The organism is Streptomyces sp. NPDC047880, from assembly GCF_040706515.1.
Classification (GTDB): Bacteria; Actinomycetota; Actinomycetes; order Streptomycetales; family Streptomycetaceae; genus Streptomyces.
The window spans coordinates 126,691-144,368 of the sequence record NZ_JBEZOK010000024.1 but is presented as its reverse complement, the minus strand read 5'-3'; the positions used below and the strand labels follow the sequence as shown (position 1 = coordinate 144,368).

Genomic DNA, 17,678 nt, shown 5'->3' with positions numbered 1-17,678 from the left:
GTCCGGGGGGGCGTCGCTCGCGCCGGGGGGCGGGTTCTCGGTTAGACGACCATGTGGGTGGGCGCCCTGTTTCACGTGAAACAGGGCGCCCACCCACATGGTCACAACGGGAGCTTGAAGCCCGTGTGGGAAGCCGTGAACCCCAGCCGCTCGTAGAAGCGGTGGGCATCGGTGCGGGTCTTGTCGGAGGTCAGCTGGACCAGTCGGCACTCCAGGTTCCGGGACTCCTCGATCGCCCACTCGATGAGCCGGGTTCCCAGGCCGCTGCCGCGCTCGTCCGCATGGATGCGCACGCCTTCGATGATCGACCTGGTGGCGCCGCGCCGGGAAAGACCGGGAATGATCGTGAGCTGGAGCGTGCCGACGACCTTGCCCTCCCGGGCCGCCACGACCAGGCGCTGGTTCGGGTCGGCGCTGAGCCGCTCCAGAGCGGTCAGGTATGGGGTGAGGTCGTCCGGTGACTCGCGCTGGGCACCCAAAGGGTCATCCGCGAGCATGGCGACGATCGCGGGGACGTCGTCGGCTACGGCAGCACGTATTTCAAGATCTCCCATGGGCGTACCTTACGCAGCAGCGGTGCGCGCGTTCCGTCTCTCCGATGGGATCGAGTGCCTCTATGCGGGCACTGGAGCCTTCAGCGTCTCCACGACTCGGACCAGTGGTGCCAGCTCCGGGTTCCTCGCTGCTTCGTCGAGGGCCTCGCGCAGGGCGGCGTCATTGGTCGGGCGCGCGGCTTCCAGCAACTCGAGGCCCGCCGCGGTGACGTTCGTGTAGATGCCCCGGCGGTCGGTGGGGCACAGGTAGCGCTCCAGGAGCCCCCGGTCTTCCAGTCGGGTGACCAGGCGTGTGGTGGCGCTCTGACTGAGGACGACGGCGTCGGCGACCTGCTTCATCTGCAGATGTCCCCCGTCCCCGTCGTGCTGTCGGCTGAGCACGTCCAGCAGGGAGTACTCGCGCGCGCTGAGGTCGTGAGCGGCCTGCAGAGCGCGCTCGATGTGGGCCTCGATCCTCCCGTGCAGCAGGGAGAGGGCGCACCAGCTCTGGGCGAGAGCGGTGAGCGCGGGGTCCGTCGCTGTCATTGGCGTTTCCTCCGTCCCGGAGCGGCTGACACCCAGGATAGAGCAGCTTCGCAATTGACGGCGGTTGCATATAACCCGCGTCTGCAACTATTGTTGGCGCACGTAAAGCGCTCCTGCAATTATTTGGGAAGGTACCCCTCCATGCCTCTCGCGCTTCTGGCCCTCGCGATCGGGGCCTTCGGGATCGGAACGACGGAATTCGTGATCATGGGCCTGCTGCCCGAGGTCGCGGGTGACTACGGGGTCTCCATCCCCACGGCCGGCTACCTGGTGACCGGCTATGCGCTCGGCGTCATGTTCGGCGCCCCGCTGATGACCGTGCTCGGCACCAGGATCTCCCGCAAGCGGATGCTGATGCTGCTGATGGGGTTGTTCATCGCGGGCAACCTGCTCTCGGCGCTCGCCCCCGCCTTCTCCGTCATGCTGACCGGCCGGATCATCGCCTCACTGGCCCACGGCGCCTTCTTCGGCATCGGTTCGGTCGTCGCGGCGGACCTGGTCGCCCCGGACAAGAAGGCCGGAGCCATCGCGATGATGTTCACCGGTCTGACCGTCGCCAACGTCGTCGGCGTCCCGCTCGGCACGCTCGTCGGACAGTCCGTCGGCTGGCGGGTGACCTTCGGCGTCGTCGCCGCCCTCGGCGTCATCGGCCTGGCCGGCATCGCCCGGCTCGTCCCCGACATGCCGAAGGCTGAGGGCGTACGGCTGCGGCACGAGCTGGCCGCCTTCAAGAACGTGCAGGTCCTGCTCGCGATGGCCATGACCGTCCTGGGCTTCGGCGGTGTCTTCGCGGCCATCACTTACATCGCGCCGATGATGACCCACGTCGCGGGCTTCGCCGACGGCTCCGTCACCTGGCTGCTGGTCCTCTTCGGCCTGGGCATGGTCGGCGGCAACCTCGTCGGCGGCAGGTTCGCCGACCGCGCCCTGATGCCCATGCTGTACGTCTCGCTGGGTGCCCTGGCCGTCGTCCTCGCCCTATTCACCTTCACCGCCCACGACAAGCTGCTCTCGGCGATCACGGTCGCGCTGATCGGCGCCCTGGGCTTCGCCACCGTGCCGCCGCTGCAGAAGCGCGTTCTGGACCAGGCACACGGTGCCCCGACCCTGGCCTCCGCCGTGAACATCGGCGCCTTCAACCTCGGCAACGCGCTCTCCGCCTGGCTGGGCGGCCTGGTGATCGCGGCGGGCCTCGGCTACACCGCCCCCAACTGGGTCGGTGCCGCTCTGGCCGCCGGTGCCCTGGTCCTGGCCTTCGTCTCGGCCGCCCTGGAGCGCCGGGCCGGCGGCCCCAGCACCGTCGTCACGGGCTCCGCCCCAGCCGAACAGCGCGCTGCCGTCCACCACTGAGCAACCGGCCCCCCACCGGCCTCACGGCCCGGAACGACCGTCAGTCTTCGAGGAGAACCCTCTTCATGAGCACCACCACCGCAGTCGCCCCGCTCACCACCCAGGACGCCGACGCACTCGTGGCCGCCGCCCATCGTGCCGCCGAGTCGGCGGGCGTCACCGTCAGCGTCACCGTCCTTGACGCGGGCGGCCATCTGCTGGCTTTCCGGCGTGACGACCGTGCCGTCCTGATCTCCGGCGAGACCAGCACCCGCAAGGCCTACACGGCCCTCCAGTTGAACGCGCCCACCGCCGACCTGGTGGACGCGGTGCAGCCCGGAGGTCTCTTCCACACGCTGCCGACCGCGCTCGACCGGCCGCTGCTGTTCATCGCCGGCGGCGTGCCGGTGCACCGCGACGGTCGCCTGATCGGCGCGATCGGCGTCGGCGGCGGCGCCCCCGAACAGGATCACGGCATCGCCACGACCGCCGTGGAGGCACTCGCCTGACCGGCCCCTCCAGCGAAACGACGCCGGCCCCTTGTTTCCTGGGGCCGGCGTCGTCGTATCGAGGTCGGTCAGCCCGCCGCGACCGTGACCGGCGCGAACCGCCGGCTCCAGTCCCCGGGCAGCTCCGTGATCCCGTACGTCATCACCGCGTTGAAGGCGATGGACTGCAGACCGCGCTCCTTCACCCACGCCAGGAGCTCTTCGTGCCGCACGTCGATGTCGGTGCGCAGAGGACGGTTGGTGTGGGTGGCAAGGGAGGTGATGAGTGCCTGGGCCACCGAGGTGTCGCGTGCGATGAGCGGCCCGACGACGTGGGTGTCCATGTTGGGCCAGGAGGCCGCGTACCCGATGATCCGTCCGTCCTCCTCGGCCACACGCAACTGGTCGGCGAAGGCCGGCAGTCGGGTGACGATGTGCGTGCGGTCGCTCCCGAAAACCTGCTCGTCGAGACGGAGGATGGCCGTGAGGTCCTCGGCGGTCGCAGTGCGGGTGGTGACCTTCGGCTCAGGCCCGCCGGGAGTGAAGTGGCCGCGGACCATTTCGGCCTGTCCGGTGACCTTGAAGCCGAGTTCCTCGTAGAGGGGCCGGCCGTAGGGCGTCGCGTGCAGCGTGAGGGGCGTGGTGCCCATGGCCGAGACGACATGACGCATCAGCCGGCGTCCGACGCCCTGCCGAGCATGCCGTTGGGCGACCAGCACCATGCCGATCGCGGCGAGGGCAGGGTCCTGCGGTCCGTACTCGGTGACGACACAGGCGCTCACCAGGCCGCCTTCGGGGTCGTCGATGCCGTAACCCTTCCCAGCCGCGAGCAGGAAGCTCCACTTGTGCTCCTCCCGTGGCCACCCCCGGTCCTCGGACAAGTCGGCGCAGGCGGCGTGATCGCGCAGTGTCAGACGTCGGATGGGCAGTGAGGCAAGGGAAGGAGTCGGCACGCAGGTCAGGCTGTCCGACAAGAGCCCCTGACGTCCACCTGTTTCAGCGGAGACGTACGAGCTTTTGGCCAGTTGTCACCGCTCGCACAGACCACAGACCGACGCCGGATGTTTCACGTGAAACAGGTAAGAAGGTCAGACGTTCGATCGAGGCGCTGAACACGGCCTTACCACCTCCCCGTTGACGGGCTTGGCGATTCGCGTCGTGCCCGCATTCGTGACGACAGAAGGGGGGACTTGTGTGCACGGCGGTGGCCGGTAGGGTCGAGTCCGGTTCGCATCCGGGACGGGACGCCTCGTCCTGTTCGGGGCGGTACAGGGCAATGCAGCCTAACGGGACGGAGAGATCGAAGACCCGTGTTTCCGGGTATACGCCAGAAGCGACCACGCGGGTGGGAAGCTCGATGAGAGTCACTGCGGCCAATGTCACACTCTCGCCTTACTTGTCCGTACGGAGCCGGATTACGGGTTGAATGTGGCCCGCATTGGCCGAGGCAAGGATGGGAACGCAGACCGTCCACGGGGGAAGCAGGCACATTCCGACTACGGAAGTGCGCAGACCGACCGAAAGATGCTCGAGGCGAGGCACACCATGGACGCTCCGACCACCACGTCGGCCGACAACGGCACTTCCGGCGGCGGGGGCGACTGGTTCACACCCCGCAAGACCCCGAGCACCGGTGGGCCCGACCAAACGCGCGAAACCCCCGAAGCGGTACCCCACCCCGCCACTCCGCCCGCACCACACACTGAGCCCCCGGCCGCAGATCCCACTGCTGCCCCGTCGCCGGGCCCCGCACCGACGACGCTCACGCCGACGCCCTTCACGTCCACCGTGGCCCCGCCCCGGAATGCCGCCGGACAGCCGGCGCCCTCCCAGGAGCAAGCCCCGGTACAACCGTCGGCAGAGGCCGTCACCGGACCGGCCGGAACGGGCTCCCCGGACGCTGTCCTCATCCGCCGCACCATGGCCGAGGTCACGCCGGTCGCCGACAAGGTCACGTCGTACTTCTACGCCCTGCTCTTCGTGCGCCACCCCGACCTGCGCGCGCTGTTCCCAGCCGCGATGGACACCCAGCGGGACCGACTGCTCAGAGCGCTGCTCACGGCCGCCGAGCACATCGACAACAGGGACGTACTCGTCGACTACCTGCAGAATCTCGGCAGGGGCCACCGCAAGTACGGGACGCGGCCCGAGCACTACCCGGCCGTCGGCGAGTGCCTCATCGGCGCGCTGAGCAAGTACGCGGCCGGCGTGTGGAACGCGGAGACGGAAGCGGCCTGGGTCCGGACCTACACCACGATCTCCCAGGTCATGATCGACGCAGCGGCCGCGGACGAACTGCGTGCACCGGCCTGGTGGTACGCCGAGATCGTCACCCACGACCTGAGAACGCCGGACGTAGCGGTCGTCACCGTCCGCCCTGACCAGCCCTATCCGTTCCTCGCCGGTCAGTACACGAGCGTGGAGACGCCCTGGTGGCCCCGGATCTGGCGGCACTACTCCTTCGCCTCGGCGCCGCGGTCCGACGGTCTGCTCTCGTTCCACGTCAAGGCCGTCCCGGCCGGCTGGGTCTCCAACGCCCTGGTGCATCGCGCCCGCCCCGGCGACATCATCCGGCTGGGGCCGCCCGCGGGGTCCATGACCGTCGACCACACCACCGACAGCGGCCTGCTCTGCCTGGGCGGCGGGACGGGTATCGCGCCCATCAAGGCCCTGGTCGAGGACGTCGCCGAGCACGGGGACCGCCGGTCGGTCGAGGTCTTCTACGGTGCCCGCACCGACCACGACCTGTACGACATCGACACCATGCTCCGCCTCCAGCAGACCCACCCGTGGCTCTCGGTCCGCGCGATCATCGACCAGCAGGCGCACCTGCAGCTGCCGGACGCCATCCGCACCTACGGGCCGTGGGACGAGTTCGACGCCTACCTGTCGGGCCCGCCCGGGATGATCCGCAGCGGTGTGCACGTCCTGAGGGACGTCGGCGTCCCGTCGGAGCGCATACGCCACGACTCCGTCGAGGAACTGGTCGCCGCAGGAGGCTGACCGGGCGGCTCAGCCCAGGTCGGGCGCGTGCATGGCGAGCACGCCCTCGATGTTGCCGTCCAGGTAGTGCCGCAGTGACAGCGGCACGAGATGGACCGAGGCGATCCCGACCCGGGTGAAGGGCACGCGCACGATCTCGTACTCGCCGACCGGCTCGTCCACTTCGGGGCCGTGGCGCAGGGAAGGGTCCATGGACTCCAGGCGGCAGACGAAGAAGTGCTGCACCTTCACACCGGTCGCGCCACTGTCCTCCCCGATGTGCTCCATGGTGTCCACGAAGCAGGGCACCACATCGGTGATCTTCGCCCCGAGTTCCTCGTACACCTCGCGGTGCAAGGCGTCGACGACGGTCGGGTCGCTGGGCTCGACCCCGCCGCCGGGCGTGAGCCAGTAGGGATCCACACCCGGCTTGGTGCGCTTGATCAGGATCAGGTCGGTCCCGTCCAGCAGAACGGCGCGGGCGGTGCGCTTGACCACGGGTCGGACGGTCATGAGTGAAATGTGGCCCGGCTGGTTCCACGTGAAACATCGCGAAATGTCACCGGGCGAGCTCACAGAGTGAGACAGGTTCCCTGAGCGCCCGCGATCGACCTCAGGCAACCCGGCACGCGACCCCGGGCGCCTCAGCACCAGTCGGCGGAAGAACGCAGCAACCAGTCGTGAGCTCGCGCGATGTGAGGCATCGCGAGTGTTCCGGTCCGGACCACCAGGAAATACGTGCGCAGCGGCGGCACCGGCGGCTCGTGCAGGGCGACGACGTCTCCCCGCTCCAGTGCCGCCGCGCACAGATAGCGGGGCAGTACCGCCAGGCCGGCGCCCGCGACCGCGCAGGCCAGGACCGCACGCAGGTCCGGAACGATCACCGTGCCCGGGGCGGCCGGCTGCGAGTCGAAGACGGAGGCCCAGTAGCGGGAGACGAACGGCAGCGACTCGTGCACCTCCACCACCGGCACCTTCTCGAGGGCCGGTTCCGGCTCGTTGTCCGGCTGAGCGGTGCCGATCTGCTCCGACCAGCGCGGGGCGGCGATCAGGACGTGCTCCTCGTCGCAGAGCGCAGTCGCCGTGAGCAGGGGGCCGCGGGGCTGGGCCGTGCTGATGGCCAGATCATGATGCCCGGCGGACAGCCCTTCCAGTGTTTCCTCGGCTGTTCCGAAGGAGGCGCGCAAGGCGAAGCCCTGCCCGTCCTCGCGGGTCAGCTCCGTGAGGGCGGGCAGGGCTCGTTCGGCGGTGAACTCCGGCGGACCTGCGAGGTGCAGCGTCCGTAAGGAGGAGTCGTCGTCGAGGCCGGTCTCGGTGATCTCCACCAGGGCGTCGAGATGGGGGGCGGCCTTGTGGGCGAGTTCGTCGCCGATGCTCGTCGGGGTCACGCCGCGGGCCTGCCGAAGGAACAAGGGGCGGCCCAGCTGCCGTTCCAGCGTCCTTATCTGCGAGGTGACAGCGGGCTGGGAAAGTCCGAGCAGAGCGGCGGCGCGAGTGAAGGAACCGGCCCGGTGCACGGTCACGAAGGTCCGCAGCAAGGCCAGATCCACCGTGCACACTCCCCTCTTCGGCCACTGCCCCCAGGTCGCCGGCCATGCCCAACTATAAATAAGTCGATAGGTCTCTGTCGCTACTGTGATTGGACACTGACAGAGAGTCAACTAGCCTTGGTCGCGCGGTTCTTGCGCGCGGAACCGGAGGACGGTCCGAGCCACGAGGGGGGAGGCTCGGACCGTCCGCGGGGGTGATCAGGCGGCTGACGCGTCCAGCGCACGCAGCACGTCCGCCACCAGGTCCTCAGGGTCCTCGGCGCCCACCGACAGGCGGACGAAGCCCTCCGGCACGGCGTCCCCGCCCCAGCGGCCACGCCGTTCGGCCGTGGACCGCACCCCGCCGAAGCTCGTCGCGTCGTCCACGAGGCGCAGGGCGTCGAGGAAGCGGTCGGCACGCGCGCGCGTGGGCAGCGTGAAGGACACGACACACCCGAAGCGCCGCATCTGCCGCGCGGCGATCCCGTGGGAGGCGTCGTCGGGCAGACCCGGGTAGCGCAGCCCAGCGACCTCGGGCCGCTCACGCAGCTCCTTCGCGACCGCCAGGGCCGTCGCGCACTGCCGGTCGACGCGCATCTGGAGCGTCGCGAGCGAACGGTGCGCGAGCCAGGCCTCCATGGGCCCGGGAATCGCACCGACGATCTTGCGCCAGCGGCGCACGGCTGCCATGGCCTCGGCGTCCCGGCCGACCACGTAGCCCAGGAGGACATCGCCGTGGCCGGTGAGCTGCTTGGTGCCGCTGGCCACCGCGAAATCGGCGCCAAGTTCCAGCGGGCGCTGGCCGAGCGGTGTCGCCAGGGTGTTGTCGACGGCCACCAGGGCACCACGCGCGTGCGCCGCCTCGGCGAGCCGTCTGATGTCGCACACGTCGAGCCCGGGATTCGACGGGGACTCGATCCACAACAGCCTCGCCCCGTCGAGAACGTCGAGCTGGGCGTCCCCGCCGGTCGGCGCCGTGCGCACCTCGATGCCGTACGCCTCCAGCTGGGCGCGGACCAGCGGCAGCGCCTGGTAGCCGTCGTCCGGCAGGACGCACACGTCGCCGGTGCGCAGCTGGGAGAAGAGCACCGCCGAGATCGCCGCCATGCCCGAGGCGAAGACGAGCGTCTCGGCGTCGCCCCCGCCCGGCGCCTCCAGCTCGCCGATGGCGCGCTCCAGCAGCGTCCAGGTCGGGTTCTCGTCCCGCCCGTACGTGTAGGGGCCGGTCGGGTCGCCGGGGAGATGGAAGTGAGCGGCGAACACGGGGCCCGGCAGGGTGGGCTCGTGCTTGACCGGCTCGGGCAGCCCGGCCCGCACGGCGCGCGTGCCCTCGCCGACGCCCGCGATCGACCGGCCCGCAGCACCCGTCACCGCACCTGAGGCCTCCGCCCCGCCACCCGCGGCAGCCTTCACCCGGTCCGCGTCGGCCGTCGCCCGGGCCGAGTCACCCGTCGTTCCGCCCGCGTCACCCGTCGCGGAATCACTCATGCCGCGTGTCCCTCCACGTCCTCGCGCACTGCGGCGAGCAGACCGGTGCTCGCCGCCTCCACCATCTCAAGGCACTCCTCGAAGCCGTCCATTCCCCCGTAGTAGGGGTCCGGTACGTCGAGGTCGTCGCCGGCGGCGGGATCGTACGAGCGGAGCAGCCGCACCTTTCCGGCGTCCTGCTCCGTGGGCGCGAGGCGGCGCAGGGCCCCGAGATGGCCGGAGTCGAGGGCGATCACGAGGTCGAGGCGGGAGAACCAGGACGACTGGAACTGCCGGGCCGTGTGGCTGCCCGGGTATTTGTTGTTCTCCAGGACGGCCACGGTGCGCGGGTCGGCGCCGTCGCCCTCGTGCCAGCCGCCCGTGCCGCCGCTGTCGACCTCCACCAGCTCGTCGAGACCGGCCTCCGCCACCCGCGCGCGGAAGACGATCTCGGCCATCGGCGAGCGGCAGATGTTGCCCGTGCAGACGAAGCAGACCCGGTACGTCATGTCCGCTCAGTCCCCGTCGGGCAGGATGACGTGCAACGCCCAGGAGACGACCGAGATGATCAGGCCTCCGACGACGGCCGTCCAGAAGCCCTCCACGTGAAAGCTCAGGTCGAGCTTGTCCGCCAGCCAAGAGGTGAGCAGCAGCATCAACGCGTTGACGACCAGCGTGAACAGGCCGAGGGTCAGTATCAGCAGCGGCAGGCTGAGGAGCTTGACCACCGGCTTGACCAGGAAGTTCACCAGGCCGAAGAGCAGCGCCACGATGATCAGGGTGGCGAACTCCTTGCCGGTGCTGTCACCGGTCAGGGTGATCTTGTCGAGCAGCCACACGGCGACCGCCAGGGCGCCCGCGTTGGCGATCGTCTTGACTAGGAAATTCTTCATGTGTCTGATCGTGGCAGACCTGATCGGACACGGGCACAAGAGGCAGGGGCGGACAAGGCGATGAAGGCATTCCGGCTGGATGAACTGGAGGCGGAGCGCGCCGCCCACGACGGCGCCTACCTGCAGTTTCTGCGGGAGCGGAACATGTCGGTCGGCCTGTACGCCCTCGACGCGGGCGAGCAGGATCCACAGAAGCCGCACCATCAGGACGAGGTCTACTTCGTTGTGAGCGGCCGTGCCTCGATCACCGTCGGCCTGGAGACGACCCAGGTGGCGCGTGGCAGCGTGGTCTACGTGCCGGCGGGTGTCGCCCACAAGTTCCACCACATCACCGAGGACCTGCGGGTGATGGTGGTCTTCTCTCCGCCCGAGGGGTGACGAAGCGTCTCGGGGTTCCCTAGGGGTCCGGTCAGGGGAGGACAAGGGATGCGGAGCCTCCGTCCGGCACCCTCCCGGACCTAGCATCGAGTGCAGGACATCAGAGATCCGGCAGGACCGACAGGACCCGGCACTCGGACGGGCGGAGAGGTAAGGACGAGGGCGATGCGAGAGATCTTCACGGGACTGCCGTGGTGGGTGAAGTGGATCGCGGTGCCGGTCATCGCCCTGGTCGTGTTCGGCGGGCTGATCGCCAGCGTGGTCGGCTTCGTCATCGGACTGCTCTTCAAGGTGCTGGTCTTCGTGGCACTGGTCGGCGGACTGATCTACGTCGTACGCAAGTTCACATCGAGCTCCACGTCGCGCAGCGACTGGTGAGACCCGTGGGAAACCGGTGGGGGTAGCAGGGTTACTCCGGCCATCACCGGTTCCCTCGGGCGAGGGAAGTTTCCCGGCGGGGCGGTCTGCACGCGGTGGCAGGCGAATAGAGTCCGGAACTCGACGCGGGGACCTCCCCGCGAGCGGCATTCACCCCCACCCGTGTCCCCCCGCACGGTGTGCCCCCTCGCGTTTCGGGAGAGTCCCTTGGTCCCGGCTGACACCGCACCCGTTCACCTCCGCACCGTCCCCGCGCAACCCCGCTCGGCCACGCCCTCCGGGCCACCGCCACCCCCGGCGCCACCCCCTCCGCCGACCCTCATCGGATCGGTCCAGCGCGCCATGCGCCTGCTGGAGACCGTCGCAGCGCACGAATACGGTGCCCCGGCCAAGCAACTGGCCCGTGAGACCGGGCTGGCGCTGCCCACGACGTACCACCTGCTGCGCACCCTCGTGCACGAGGGTTATCTGCGCCGGGACAAGGGCCTGTTCTTCCTCGGTGCGGCGGCCGAGCGGCTGGGCAGCAGCGGGGCGCGGCAGAAACGTCGCAGCACGATCGCCGACGCGCTCGCGCACTGCCGGGACGCCCTGGGCGTGCCCGTGTACTACGCGGTCTACCGCGAGGGTGAGATCGAGGTCATGTGTGTCTCCGACACCCCGGTCAACCCGGCTGTCGAGGAGTGGGCCGACTTCCGGGAGACGGGGCACGCGCACGCCGTCGGACAATGCCTGCTGTCCCAGCTGGACGAGGACGCCCGCCGCGACCACCTCGACCGCTATCCGGTGCAGCCGCTCACGCCCTACACGGTGCGCGACGACCACAGCCTGCTGAGACGCCTGGAGCGGATCCGGCGGTTGGAGCCGGTGACCGAGCGCCAGGAGTACGCCTTGGGCACGGTCTGCGCCGCGCTTCCCCTCACCCTCGGGAGCGCGGCCGCGACGATGGCCATTTCACTCCCCGCACACCAGGCCGAGCGGCTGCTGCCCGCGGCCCGTCAGTTGCAGGTCGAGATCGGGCGCCTGCTCGGCTCGCTCGCGCTCTCTATCAGTATGTGAAAACTCACTCCTTGTGATCTGGTGTGTACGTTCAGCAAGATTCACCAAGTATCAGAGGTTCGTTCCCGGCCAGTAACGGCGATTGACGGGGTTATCGATGCGCGAGTCCGTACAAGCAGAGGTCATGATGAGCTTTCTCGTGTCCGAGGAGCTCTCCTTCCGCATTCCGGTGGAGCTGCGCTATGAGTCCAGTGATCCCTATGCCGTACGGCTGACGTTCCACTTGCCCGGTGACGCCCCGGTGACGTGGGCTTTCGGGCGGGAGTTGCTGATCGATGGGGTCGGCCGGCCGTGCGGGGAGGGCGATGTGCGTGTCACGCCCGTCGAACCCGACGCGTTGGGCGAGGTGTTGATCCGGCTTCAGGTGGGCAGCGACCAGGCGTTGTTCCGGTCTTCGACGGCACCGCTCGTCGCTTTCCTCGACCGTACGGACAAGCTGGTGCCGCTGGGCCAGGAGGGCTCGCTCGCCGACTTCGACGCGCACCTCGACGAGGCCCTGGACCGCATCCTCGCCGAGCAGGGCGCCGGCTGAGACATGGACCGGCGGCACGGTGGAGTAACGCTTCACCGGGTGCCGCCGAGCTGAGCAGGAACGCTTCTTCCTGCGATCGCCCTCGGTTCGGCCTTCCTCGGTTCGGCTTTCCGCCGCGTGGCGGGGCGTCCTGAACTCGCGGGCGTCAGCGCTTGCGGCGCCGGCCCCTCCCTCCGCGTGCCGGGACCGCGGCGGTCTCCGGGGCGGGCTCCGCGCCGGGACGGTCGGCCGAGACCACCAGCGCCGCCAGGGCGGTGGTGACCGGCACCGAGGCCACCAGGCCGATCGAACCGACCAGCGTACGCACGATCTCCTCCGCGACCAGCTCGCTGTTGGCGACCGTCCCCACACTGGACTGCGCGATGGAGAACAGCAGCAGCAGGGGCAGTGCGGCACCCGCGTAGGCGAGGACGAGTGTGTTGACGACCGAGGCGATGTGGTCGCGGCCGATCCGGATGCCCGCGCGGTAGAGCCCTCGCCAGCCCATCGACGGGTTGGCCTCGTGCAGCTCCCAGACCGCCGAGGTCTGCGTGACCGTGACGTCGTCGAGCACGCCGAGCGAGCCGATGATGACGCCGGCCAGCAGCAGGCCGCTCATGTCGATCGTCGGGTAGAGGCCGTGGATCAGCCCGGTGTTGTCGTCGGTATTGCCGGTCAGGGCCGCCCAGTCGATGAACACCGAGCCGAGGATGCCGATCAGCAGCAGTGAGATGAGCGTGCCGAGCACCGCCACTGACGTCCGGGCGGACAGGCCGTGACACAGGTACAGCGCGATGAGCATGATGGCGCTCGCGCCGACCACCGCCACGACCAGCGGGTTGGAGCCCTGAAGGATCGCGGGCAGGATGAAGAAGTTCAGCACCATGAAGCTGATGGCCAGCGCGACCAGTGCCATGACGCCCCGCATCCGCCCGACGACCACCACGGCGATGGCGAAGATGCCCGCGAGCACGGTCAACGGCAGACGGCGGTTGATGTCGGTGACCGAGTACTGCAGGTCCTTCGGGGCCGAGGGCTCGTAGGCGACCACGACCTCCTGGCCCTCGTGCAGCTGGCGGGACTGGTCCGGCTGGACGATCTCGGTGAACGTACGGCCCTTGTCGTCGCCGCCGTCGACCCGGATCGTCGCCCGCTTGCAGGTGCCCTTCTCCTGCTGCACCGCCGAGGAGCCCTCGGCGGTGGAGGTGTCGCCGGTGGGCGGAACGCCCGAAGCGCCGGCTTCCTTGCAGCTCACCTCGACCACCTTGGTGACGGTGGCGTCCTGCGTCTGCCGGTCGAAGCCGACGCCGGTGCGTTCGTGCGCCGGGGCGCCGCCCGGCCACAGCACGGCGAGACCCACCAGCACGGCGGCAGCGAACGGGATCAGGATCGCCGCGATGACCTTGCGCAGATGCAGGGATACCGGCGTGGCCGGGCCGTGACTGTGGGAGTGCCCGTGCCCGCCACCCGCACCGGGACCGTGCCCGTGGCTGCCGTCTCCGCCGTGACCGTGGCCCTGTCCGCCGTCTCCACCGTCTCCGCCGTGACCGTGCCCGTGGCCCTGTCCACCGCCACCGACGTGGCCGTGACCGCCGCCTCCGGAGGGTCCCGGGCCGTGCCCGGCGGCGGGGCCGTGACCGGCTCCTTGCCCGTACTCACCGCTGTTCGGGGAACCGAAGCCCGCGTCCTGCCCGTACTCGAACTCGGGGCCCCGCCTCGGGGCCGGGGCCTGCGGCCTGCCCGTCCCTCGACCCCTGACCGGGTCCTGCGTCATGCCCGGCCCCTGTGGTCTGCCCGGCCGCTGTGGCCCGGCCGGTCCCTGTCCGGCGCCGGCGGCGAAATCATGGCCCTCACCAGCGCCGTCACCACGGCCATGGCCGTTTCCGGCGCCGGATCCGCGGGGCGGCTCGGGCGATGGGTAGGAGGGACGCTGCGTCGTGGTCACCGCCCGATCATCGCAAGAACGAGGGGGGCCCTCTGTTCACCGCGCCAGAATTGCCGCTAGCGTGGGGGCACCTTTTGTACACGCGGGAGCTCGGAGCACCGGGCTGAGAGGGCGCTGACCTCCGTCCCAGCGATGTTTCACATGAAACATCGTCGGAGTCGAGTGATGTTTCACACGAAACATCGCCGGACGGAAACGGCTGCGTCGACCGCCGAACCTGTTACCGGGTAATGCCGGCGTAGGGAGTAGGTCTCATGACCAACAAGGACGCACGCACGCCTGCCTCCGTTCAGGACGAGACGTCCGAGGAGGCCGGGAAGTCCATCGGCTGGCACAAGGCGTACATCGAGGGCACCCGCCCCGACCTGCGCGTGCCGGTTCGTCAGGTGCACCTCACCAACGGCCAGTCGGTCACGCTGTACGACACGTCGGGCCCTTACACCGATCCACTCGTCGACACCGACGTCCGCAGGGGCCTGTCGCCGCTGCGCGAAAACTGGATCATCGCCCGCGGCGACACCGAGGAGTACGCGGGCCGCCCCGTCCGTCCCGAGGACGACGGCATCAAGCACACCTCGCCCCGTGGCGGTCTCCGCAACCTGGACGCGGTCTTCCCCGGCCGGCCCCGCCAGCCGCGACGCGGCAGGAACGGCCAGGCGGTCACCCAGCTCGCGTACGCCCGACGCGGCGAGATCACACCCGAGATGGAGTACGTGGCCATCCGGGAGAACGTCTCGCCCGAGGTGGTTCGCGACGAGATCGCCGCAGGCCGGGCCGTGCTGCCGGCCAACGTCAATCACCCGGAGATCGAGCCGATGATCATCGGCAAGCGGTTCCTGGTGAAGGTCAACGCCAACATCGGCAACTCGGCGGTGACGTCCTCCATCGAGGAGGAGGTCGAGAAGATGACCTGGGCGACCCGATGGGGCGCCGACACGGTCATGGACCTGTCCACGGGCCGCAACATCCACACCACGCGTGAATGGGTGCTGCGCAACTCCCCCGTGCCCATCGGCACCGTGCCGCTCTACCAGGCGCTGGAGAAGGTCGACGGCCGGGCCGAGGAGCTGACCTGGGAGATCTACAAGGACACGGTCATCGAGCAGGCCGAACAGGGCGTGGACTACATGACGGTCCACGCGGGGGTGCGCCTTCCGCACGTGCCGCTGACGGCGAACCGCAAGACCGGCATCGTCTCCCGCGGCGGCTCGATCATGGCCGCCTGGTGCCTCGCGCACCACAAGGAGTCGTTCCTGTACGAGAACTTCGAGGAGCTGTGCGAGATCCTCGCCGCCTACGACGTCACGTACTCGCTGGGGGACGGCCTCAGGCCCGGCTCGATCGCGGACGCCAACGACGAGGCGCAGTTCGCGGAGCTGCGCACGCTCGGGGAACTCAACCGGATCGCGAAGCGTTTCAACGTTCAGACCATGATCGAGGGCCCGGGCCACGTCCCGATGCACAAGATCAAGGAGAACATCGACCTTCAGCAGGAGATCTGCGATGAAGCTCCGTTCTATACGCTCGGCCCGCTGACCACGGACGTCGCACCGGCGTACGACCACATCACCTCCGGCATCGGCGCCGCGATGATCGCCTGGTGGGGCACGGCGATGCTGTGCTACGTCACGCCCAAGGAGCACCTGGGCCTGCCGAACCGCGACGACGTCAAGACCGGCGTCATCACCTACAAGATCGCCGCTCACGCGGCGGACCTCGCCAAGGGGCACCCCGGTGCGCAGGAGTGGGACGACGCGTTGTCCGACGCCCGTTTCGAGTTCCGGTGGGAGGACCAGTTCAACCTGGCCCTCGACCCGGACACGGCACGGGAGTTCCACGACGAGACCCTGCCCGCAGAGCCGGCCAAGACGGCTCACTTCTGCTCGATGTGCGGTCCCAAGTTCTGCAGCATGAAGATTAGCCAAAGCATCACAGAGCGGTTCGGTGGTGTGGCGGCTGAGGGAGCCTCGTCCGAGGAGATCGCTGAGGGGATGCTCCAGAAGTCGAAGGAGTTCGCCGAGGCGGGTAACCGGGTGTACCTGCCGATCGCCGACTGAGCCTGAAGCGCCGGGAGTCAACGACTCGCGGGAAGTACGACTACTGCGAAGCGACGGGCCGGACCGCAGCTTGGTTCCGGCCCGCGCTGACACCCATGTACCACTGGCCGCATGTGCAGCGCTGCCCTGACTGGTTTGGCGTGGGCGGAGGTCTGACGGGCGTCGCCGTTGACCGGCTGCCCGGCCTGTGTACCGGTGAGGCCTCAGAGGCGCTTCGCTGGGGCGGGCTGCCGCGCACCCCGGCCATGCCACCAGCTCCACACTGTATGACCCACGAGAAGCACGACGGCCACGGCCGAGAGCACGCGAACCGAAGCCCACACTATTTCGGCGACTCGGCCCTGCGAGTCGCCCACCTCTGCTGCCAGCCGCTGGGAGGCCTCAAAGAAGGCGATCAACGGGACAAACAGGCGGAACCCTAGACCGCCGATGCCGGGCGTTCTGGCCATACTCCCCAGGAGTCCAACGGGCGCACCGAAGGCGAAAGCCGCTACCCCCCAGAACACGGCCCTGGAGGAGAGGCCATCACCCGCACCAGAGATGACGTGTCCCCCGGCCGGAACCGCGGGGCTCAGAAACTTGAAAAGGTAATATACGGCTACGCCTACTGCCAATGCCGAGGACGCCAGCAATGATGCCTCGATTCTTGACCGCCGGGAGTAACCGACCAGGAAGGCGAAGCATGCCCACGACCATCCCACAGAAAATACGACGCCTACGGCCTGGCAGACCGGGTTGTCGAATTTGCTCGCGAATGGGCCGACAGCGCCGAGGAGCGCACCTGCCACGAGAACTGTCGCAACAGGAGCGATGCGACAAGGCGTAAATTGTGGGATTCTCATGACCCTACTCTGTGGCAATTTCTCACGCTGAGAAAATCCGCTCCCGGCGGTGGCCGCCGGGAGCGGACGGAACTAGTACTTAGCGTAGTAGGTCTTGCACGTGTACGCTGCGCCCGCGGTCATATTGGCGTAAGACCACTTGCCCTTGGCCACCACGGCCTTGTTCGACCCCCCGGCCAGCTCCACAGTCGACCCATGCATCACCTTGGGGTGATAGTAATTGGAGTAGCAGTACTGGCAATCGGTGGTGAGGTCCTTCCCGTAGCTCCAAGTTCCGCCACCAATTTCGAGGACGGTCTTCGGCCGGATGCCCCCCGTGGAGCCAGCCGTGAGGTGCCGTCACCCCTGGTGTGGGCAGTGACGGTGACCGCGCCAGCGGTCGGCTCCTGGGCGCTGTCCGCAGTGGCCGGGCTGGCAAGGGTGCCCGCAGCCAGGAAGCCACCCGCAATAGCAAAAGCTATGGACCTACCGGATGCCTTCATGTGATTCCCCTCCCGTGATGCCCCCGTCGCGGGGGCTGCGGATGGATCTTCCCTCAATCCGCACATCCTGGTAAAGAGACGCTAAAGCGCTTGACCGAAAAGTGCCGACGATGGATGTGTGAGATTTGCATACCCACTCAATGGTTAGTGCCACTTCCTCGTAGTGGTCGTTTGAGTGCGTAATGCCGGCATGCTGGACTGGCGCCGCGCCGCTCCAGCCGTGAGCAGGGCGGGCAGTGAGGTCGGAGGCGTACCGTAGGCC

The 17,678-nt window shown here is 68.8% G+C and carries 18 protein-coding genes and 1 riboswitch; of the genes, 8 read left to right on the top strand and 10 right to left on the bottom strand.

Annotation, left to right across the window (positions count from 1 at the left end; all coding sequences use genetic code 11):
- Window positions 1-101: 101 nt before the first annotated feature.
- Window positions 102-554, bottom strand: coding sequence for a GNAT family N-acetyltransferase (locus AB0937_RS29955; protein WP_366715931.1), 453 nt, complete (start codon window positions 552-554; stop codon window positions 102-104).
- Window positions 555-614: 60 nt separating this feature from the next.
- On the bottom strand, window positions 615-1,079 hold the full coding sequence (locus tag AB0937_RS29950; RefSeq protein WP_366715929.1) for a MarR family transcriptional regulator: 465 nt from the start codon (window positions 1,077-1,079) through the stop codon (window positions 615-617).
- Between the two features lie 141 nt (window positions 1,080-1,220).
- Between AB0937_RS29950 and AB0937_RS29945 the strand changes: the two genes are divergently transcribed.
- The gene (locus tag AB0937_RS29945; RefSeq protein ID WP_366715927.1) at window positions 1,221-2,429 is read left to right on the top strand and encodes an MFS transporter; all 1,209 of its coding nucleotides are present in this window, start codon (window positions 1,221-1,223) and stop codon (window positions 2,427-2,429) included.
- A 65-nt stretch (window positions 2,430-2,494) separates the two neighbouring features.
- Window positions 2,495-2,917, top strand: coding sequence for a heme-binding protein (locus AB0937_RS29940; RefSeq protein WP_366715925.1), 423 nt, complete (start codon window positions 2,495-2,497; stop codon window positions 2,915-2,917).
- Between the two features lie 68 nt (window positions 2,918-2,985).
- Here the strand turns inward: AB0937_RS29940 and AB0937_RS29935 are convergent, their stop codons facing one another.
- Window positions 2,986-3,849, bottom strand: a complete 864-nt coding sequence (locus tag AB0937_RS29935; protein ID WP_366715923.1) for a GNAT family N-acetyltransferase — start codon at window positions 3,847-3,849, stop codon at window positions 2,986-2,988.
- Between the two features lie 571 nt (window positions 3,850-4,420).
- Between AB0937_RS29935 and AB0937_RS29930 the strand changes: the two genes are divergently transcribed.
- The gene (locus AB0937_RS29930; protein ID WP_366715922.1) at window positions 4,421-5,899 is read left to right on the top strand and encodes a globin domain-containing protein; all 1,479 of its coding nucleotides are present in this window, start codon (window positions 4,421-4,423) and stop codon (window positions 5,897-5,899) included.
- Window positions 5,900-5,908: 9 nt separating this feature from the next.
- On the opposite strand, the gene AB0937_RS29925 is transcribed toward AB0937_RS29930, so the two are convergent.
- The 5 genes from AB0937_RS29925 to AB0937_RS29905 form a co-directional block, all read right to left on the bottom strand.
- Window positions 5,909-6,391 carry an NUDIX hydrolase gene (locus tag AB0937_RS29925; RefSeq protein WP_366715920.1) on the bottom strand — a complete coding sequence of 161 codons (483 nt, stop codon included), beginning with the start codon at window positions 6,389-6,391 and terminating at the stop codon, window positions 5,909-5,911.
- Window positions 6,392-6,522: 131 nt separating this feature from the next.
- Window positions 6,523-7,428: a LysR family transcriptional regulator gene (locus AB0937_RS29920; protein WP_366715919.1), complete on the bottom strand. Its 906-nt coding sequence runs from the start codon at window positions 7,426-7,428 to the stop codon at window positions 6,523-6,525.
- A gap of 198 nt (window positions 7,429-7,626) precedes the next feature.
- Entirely contained in the window at window positions 7,627-8,895 is a 1,269-nt protein-coding gene (locus tag AB0937_RS29915; protein ID WP_366715917.1) for a cystathionine gamma-lyase, read from the bottom strand.
- Window positions 8,892-9,383: a low molecular weight protein-tyrosine-phosphatase gene (locus tag AB0937_RS29910; protein WP_366715915.1), complete on the bottom strand. Its 492-nt coding sequence runs from the start codon at window positions 9,381-9,383 to the stop codon at window positions 8,892-8,894. The genes AB0937_RS29915 and AB0937_RS29910 overlap by 4 nt, the downstream gene beginning before the upstream one ends.
- Window positions 9,384-9,389: 6 nt before the next feature.
- Window positions 9,390-9,767: a phage holin family protein gene (locus AB0937_RS29905; RefSeq protein ID WP_366715913.1), complete on the bottom strand. Its 378-nt coding sequence runs from the start codon at window positions 9,765-9,767 to the stop codon at window positions 9,390-9,392.
- 60 nt (window positions 9,768-9,827) lie between these two features.
- Between AB0937_RS29905 and AB0937_RS29900 the strand changes: the two genes are divergently transcribed.
- The 4 genes from AB0937_RS29900 (at window position 9,828) to AB0937_RS29885 (ending at window position 12,111) form a co-directional block, all read left to right on the top strand.
- Window positions 9,828-10,145: a cupin domain-containing protein gene (locus AB0937_RS29900; protein ID WP_366715911.1), complete on the top strand. Its 318-nt coding sequence runs from the start codon at window positions 9,828-9,830 to the stop codon at window positions 10,143-10,145.
- A 165-nt stretch (window positions 10,146-10,310) separates the two neighbouring features.
- Window positions 10,311-10,523, top strand: a complete 213-nt coding sequence (locus AB0937_RS29895; protein ID WP_102913321.1) for a DUF5326 family protein — start codon at window positions 10,311-10,313, stop codon at window positions 10,521-10,523.
- A 321-nt stretch (window positions 10,524-10,844) separates the two neighbouring features.
- Window positions 10,845-11,579, top strand: a complete 735-nt coding sequence (locus AB0937_RS29890; RefSeq protein WP_366715947.1) for an IclR family transcriptional regulator C-terminal domain-containing protein — start codon at window positions 10,845-10,847, stop codon at window positions 11,577-11,579.
- A gap of 97 nt (window positions 11,580-11,676) precedes the next feature.
- Complete coding sequence (locus AB0937_RS29885; protein ID WP_033309865.1) at window positions 11,677-12,111, top strand: SsgA family sporulation/cell division regulator; 435 nt, start codon at window positions 11,677-11,679, stop codon at window positions 12,109-12,111.
- 145 nt (window positions 12,112-12,256) lie between these two features.
- Here the strand turns inward: AB0937_RS29885 and AB0937_RS29880 are convergent, their stop codons facing one another.
- On the bottom strand, window positions 12,257-13,864 hold the full coding sequence (locus AB0937_RS29880) for a YibE/F family protein (protein WP_366715908.1): 1,608 nt from the start codon (window positions 13,862-13,864) through the stop codon (window positions 12,257-12,259).
- Between the two features lie 243 nt (window positions 13,865-14,107).
- A riboswitch (TPP riboswitch) is annotated at window positions 14,108-14,297 on the top strand.
- On the opposite strand from AB0937_RS29880, the gene thiC reads away from it, so the two are divergent.
- Window positions 14,290-16,092 carry a phosphomethylpyrimidine synthase ThiC gene (gene thiC, locus AB0937_RS29875; protein ID WP_366715906.1) on the top strand — a complete coding sequence of 601 codons (1,803 nt, stop codon included), beginning with the start codon at window positions 14,290-14,292 and terminating at the stop codon, window positions 16,090-16,092. Its footprint overlaps the riboswitch before it by 8 nt.
- Before the next feature lie 914 nt (window positions 16,093-17,006).
- On the opposite strand, the gene AB0937_RS29870 is transcribed toward thiC, so the two are convergent.
- Window positions 17,007-17,219: a lactococcin 972 family bacteriocin gene (locus tag AB0937_RS29870; RefSeq protein WP_366715945.1), complete on the bottom strand. Its 213-nt coding sequence runs from the start codon at window positions 17,217-17,219 to the stop codon at window positions 17,007-17,009.
- Window positions 17,220-17,678 lie beyond the last annotated feature (459 nt).

Excerpts from the sequence above, each read along its gene's own strand:
- AB0937_RS29955 (WP_366715931.1), bottom strand. The coding sequence starts at position 554 with ATGGGAGATCTTGAAATACGTGCTGCCGTAGCCGACGACGTCCCCGCG.
- AB0937_RS29950 (WP_366715929.1), bottom strand. The coding sequence starts at position 1,079 with ATGACAGCGACGGACCCCGCGCTCACCGCTCTCGCCCAGAGCTGGTGC.
- AB0937_RS29945 (WP_366715927.1), top strand. The coding sequence starts at position 1,221 with ATGCCTCTCGCGCTTCTGGCCCTCGCGATCGGGGCCTTCGGGATCGGA.
- AB0937_RS29940 (WP_366715925.1), top strand. The coding sequence starts at position 2,495 with ATGAGCACCACCACCGCAGTCGCCCCGCTCACCACCCAGGACGCCGAC.
- AB0937_RS29930 (WP_366715922.1), top strand. The coding sequence starts at position 4,421 with ATGCTCGAGGCGAGGCACACCATGGACGCTCCGACCACCACGTCGGCC.
- AB0937_RS29925 (WP_366715920.1), bottom strand. The coding sequence starts at position 6,391 with ATGACCGTCCGACCCGTGGTCAAGCGCACCGCCCGCGCCGTTCTGCTG.
- AB0937_RS29915 (WP_366715917.1), bottom strand. The coding sequence starts at position 8,895 with ATGAGTGATTCCGCGACGGGTGACGCGGGCGGAACGACGGGTGACTCG.
- AB0937_RS29910 (WP_366715915.1), bottom strand. The coding sequence starts at position 9,383 with ATGACGTACCGGGTCTGCTTCGTCTGCACGGGCAACATCTGCCGCTCG.
- AB0937_RS29905 (WP_366715913.1), bottom strand. The coding sequence starts at position 9,767 with ATGAAGAATTTCCTAGTCAAGACGATCGCCAACGCGGGCGCCCTGGCG.
- AB0937_RS29900 (WP_366715911.1), top strand. The coding sequence starts at position 9,828 with ATGAAGGCATTCCGGCTGGATGAACTGGAGGCGGAGCGCGCCGCCCAC.
- AB0937_RS29895 (WP_102913321.1), top strand. The coding sequence starts at position 10,311 with ATGCGAGAGATCTTCACGGGACTGCCGTGGTGGGTGAAGTGGATCGCG.
- AB0937_RS29885 (WP_033309865.1), top strand. The coding sequence starts at position 11,677 with ATGCGCGAGTCCGTACAAGCAGAGGTCATGATGAGCTTTCTCGTGTCC.
- AB0937_RS29880 (WP_366715908.1), bottom strand. The coding sequence starts at position 13,864 with ATGACGCAGGACCCGGTCAGGGGTCGAGGGACGGGCAGGCCGCAGGCC.
- thiC (WP_366715906.1), top strand. The coding sequence starts at position 14,290 with ATGACCAACAAGGACGCACGCACGCCTGCCTCCGTTCAGGACGAGACG.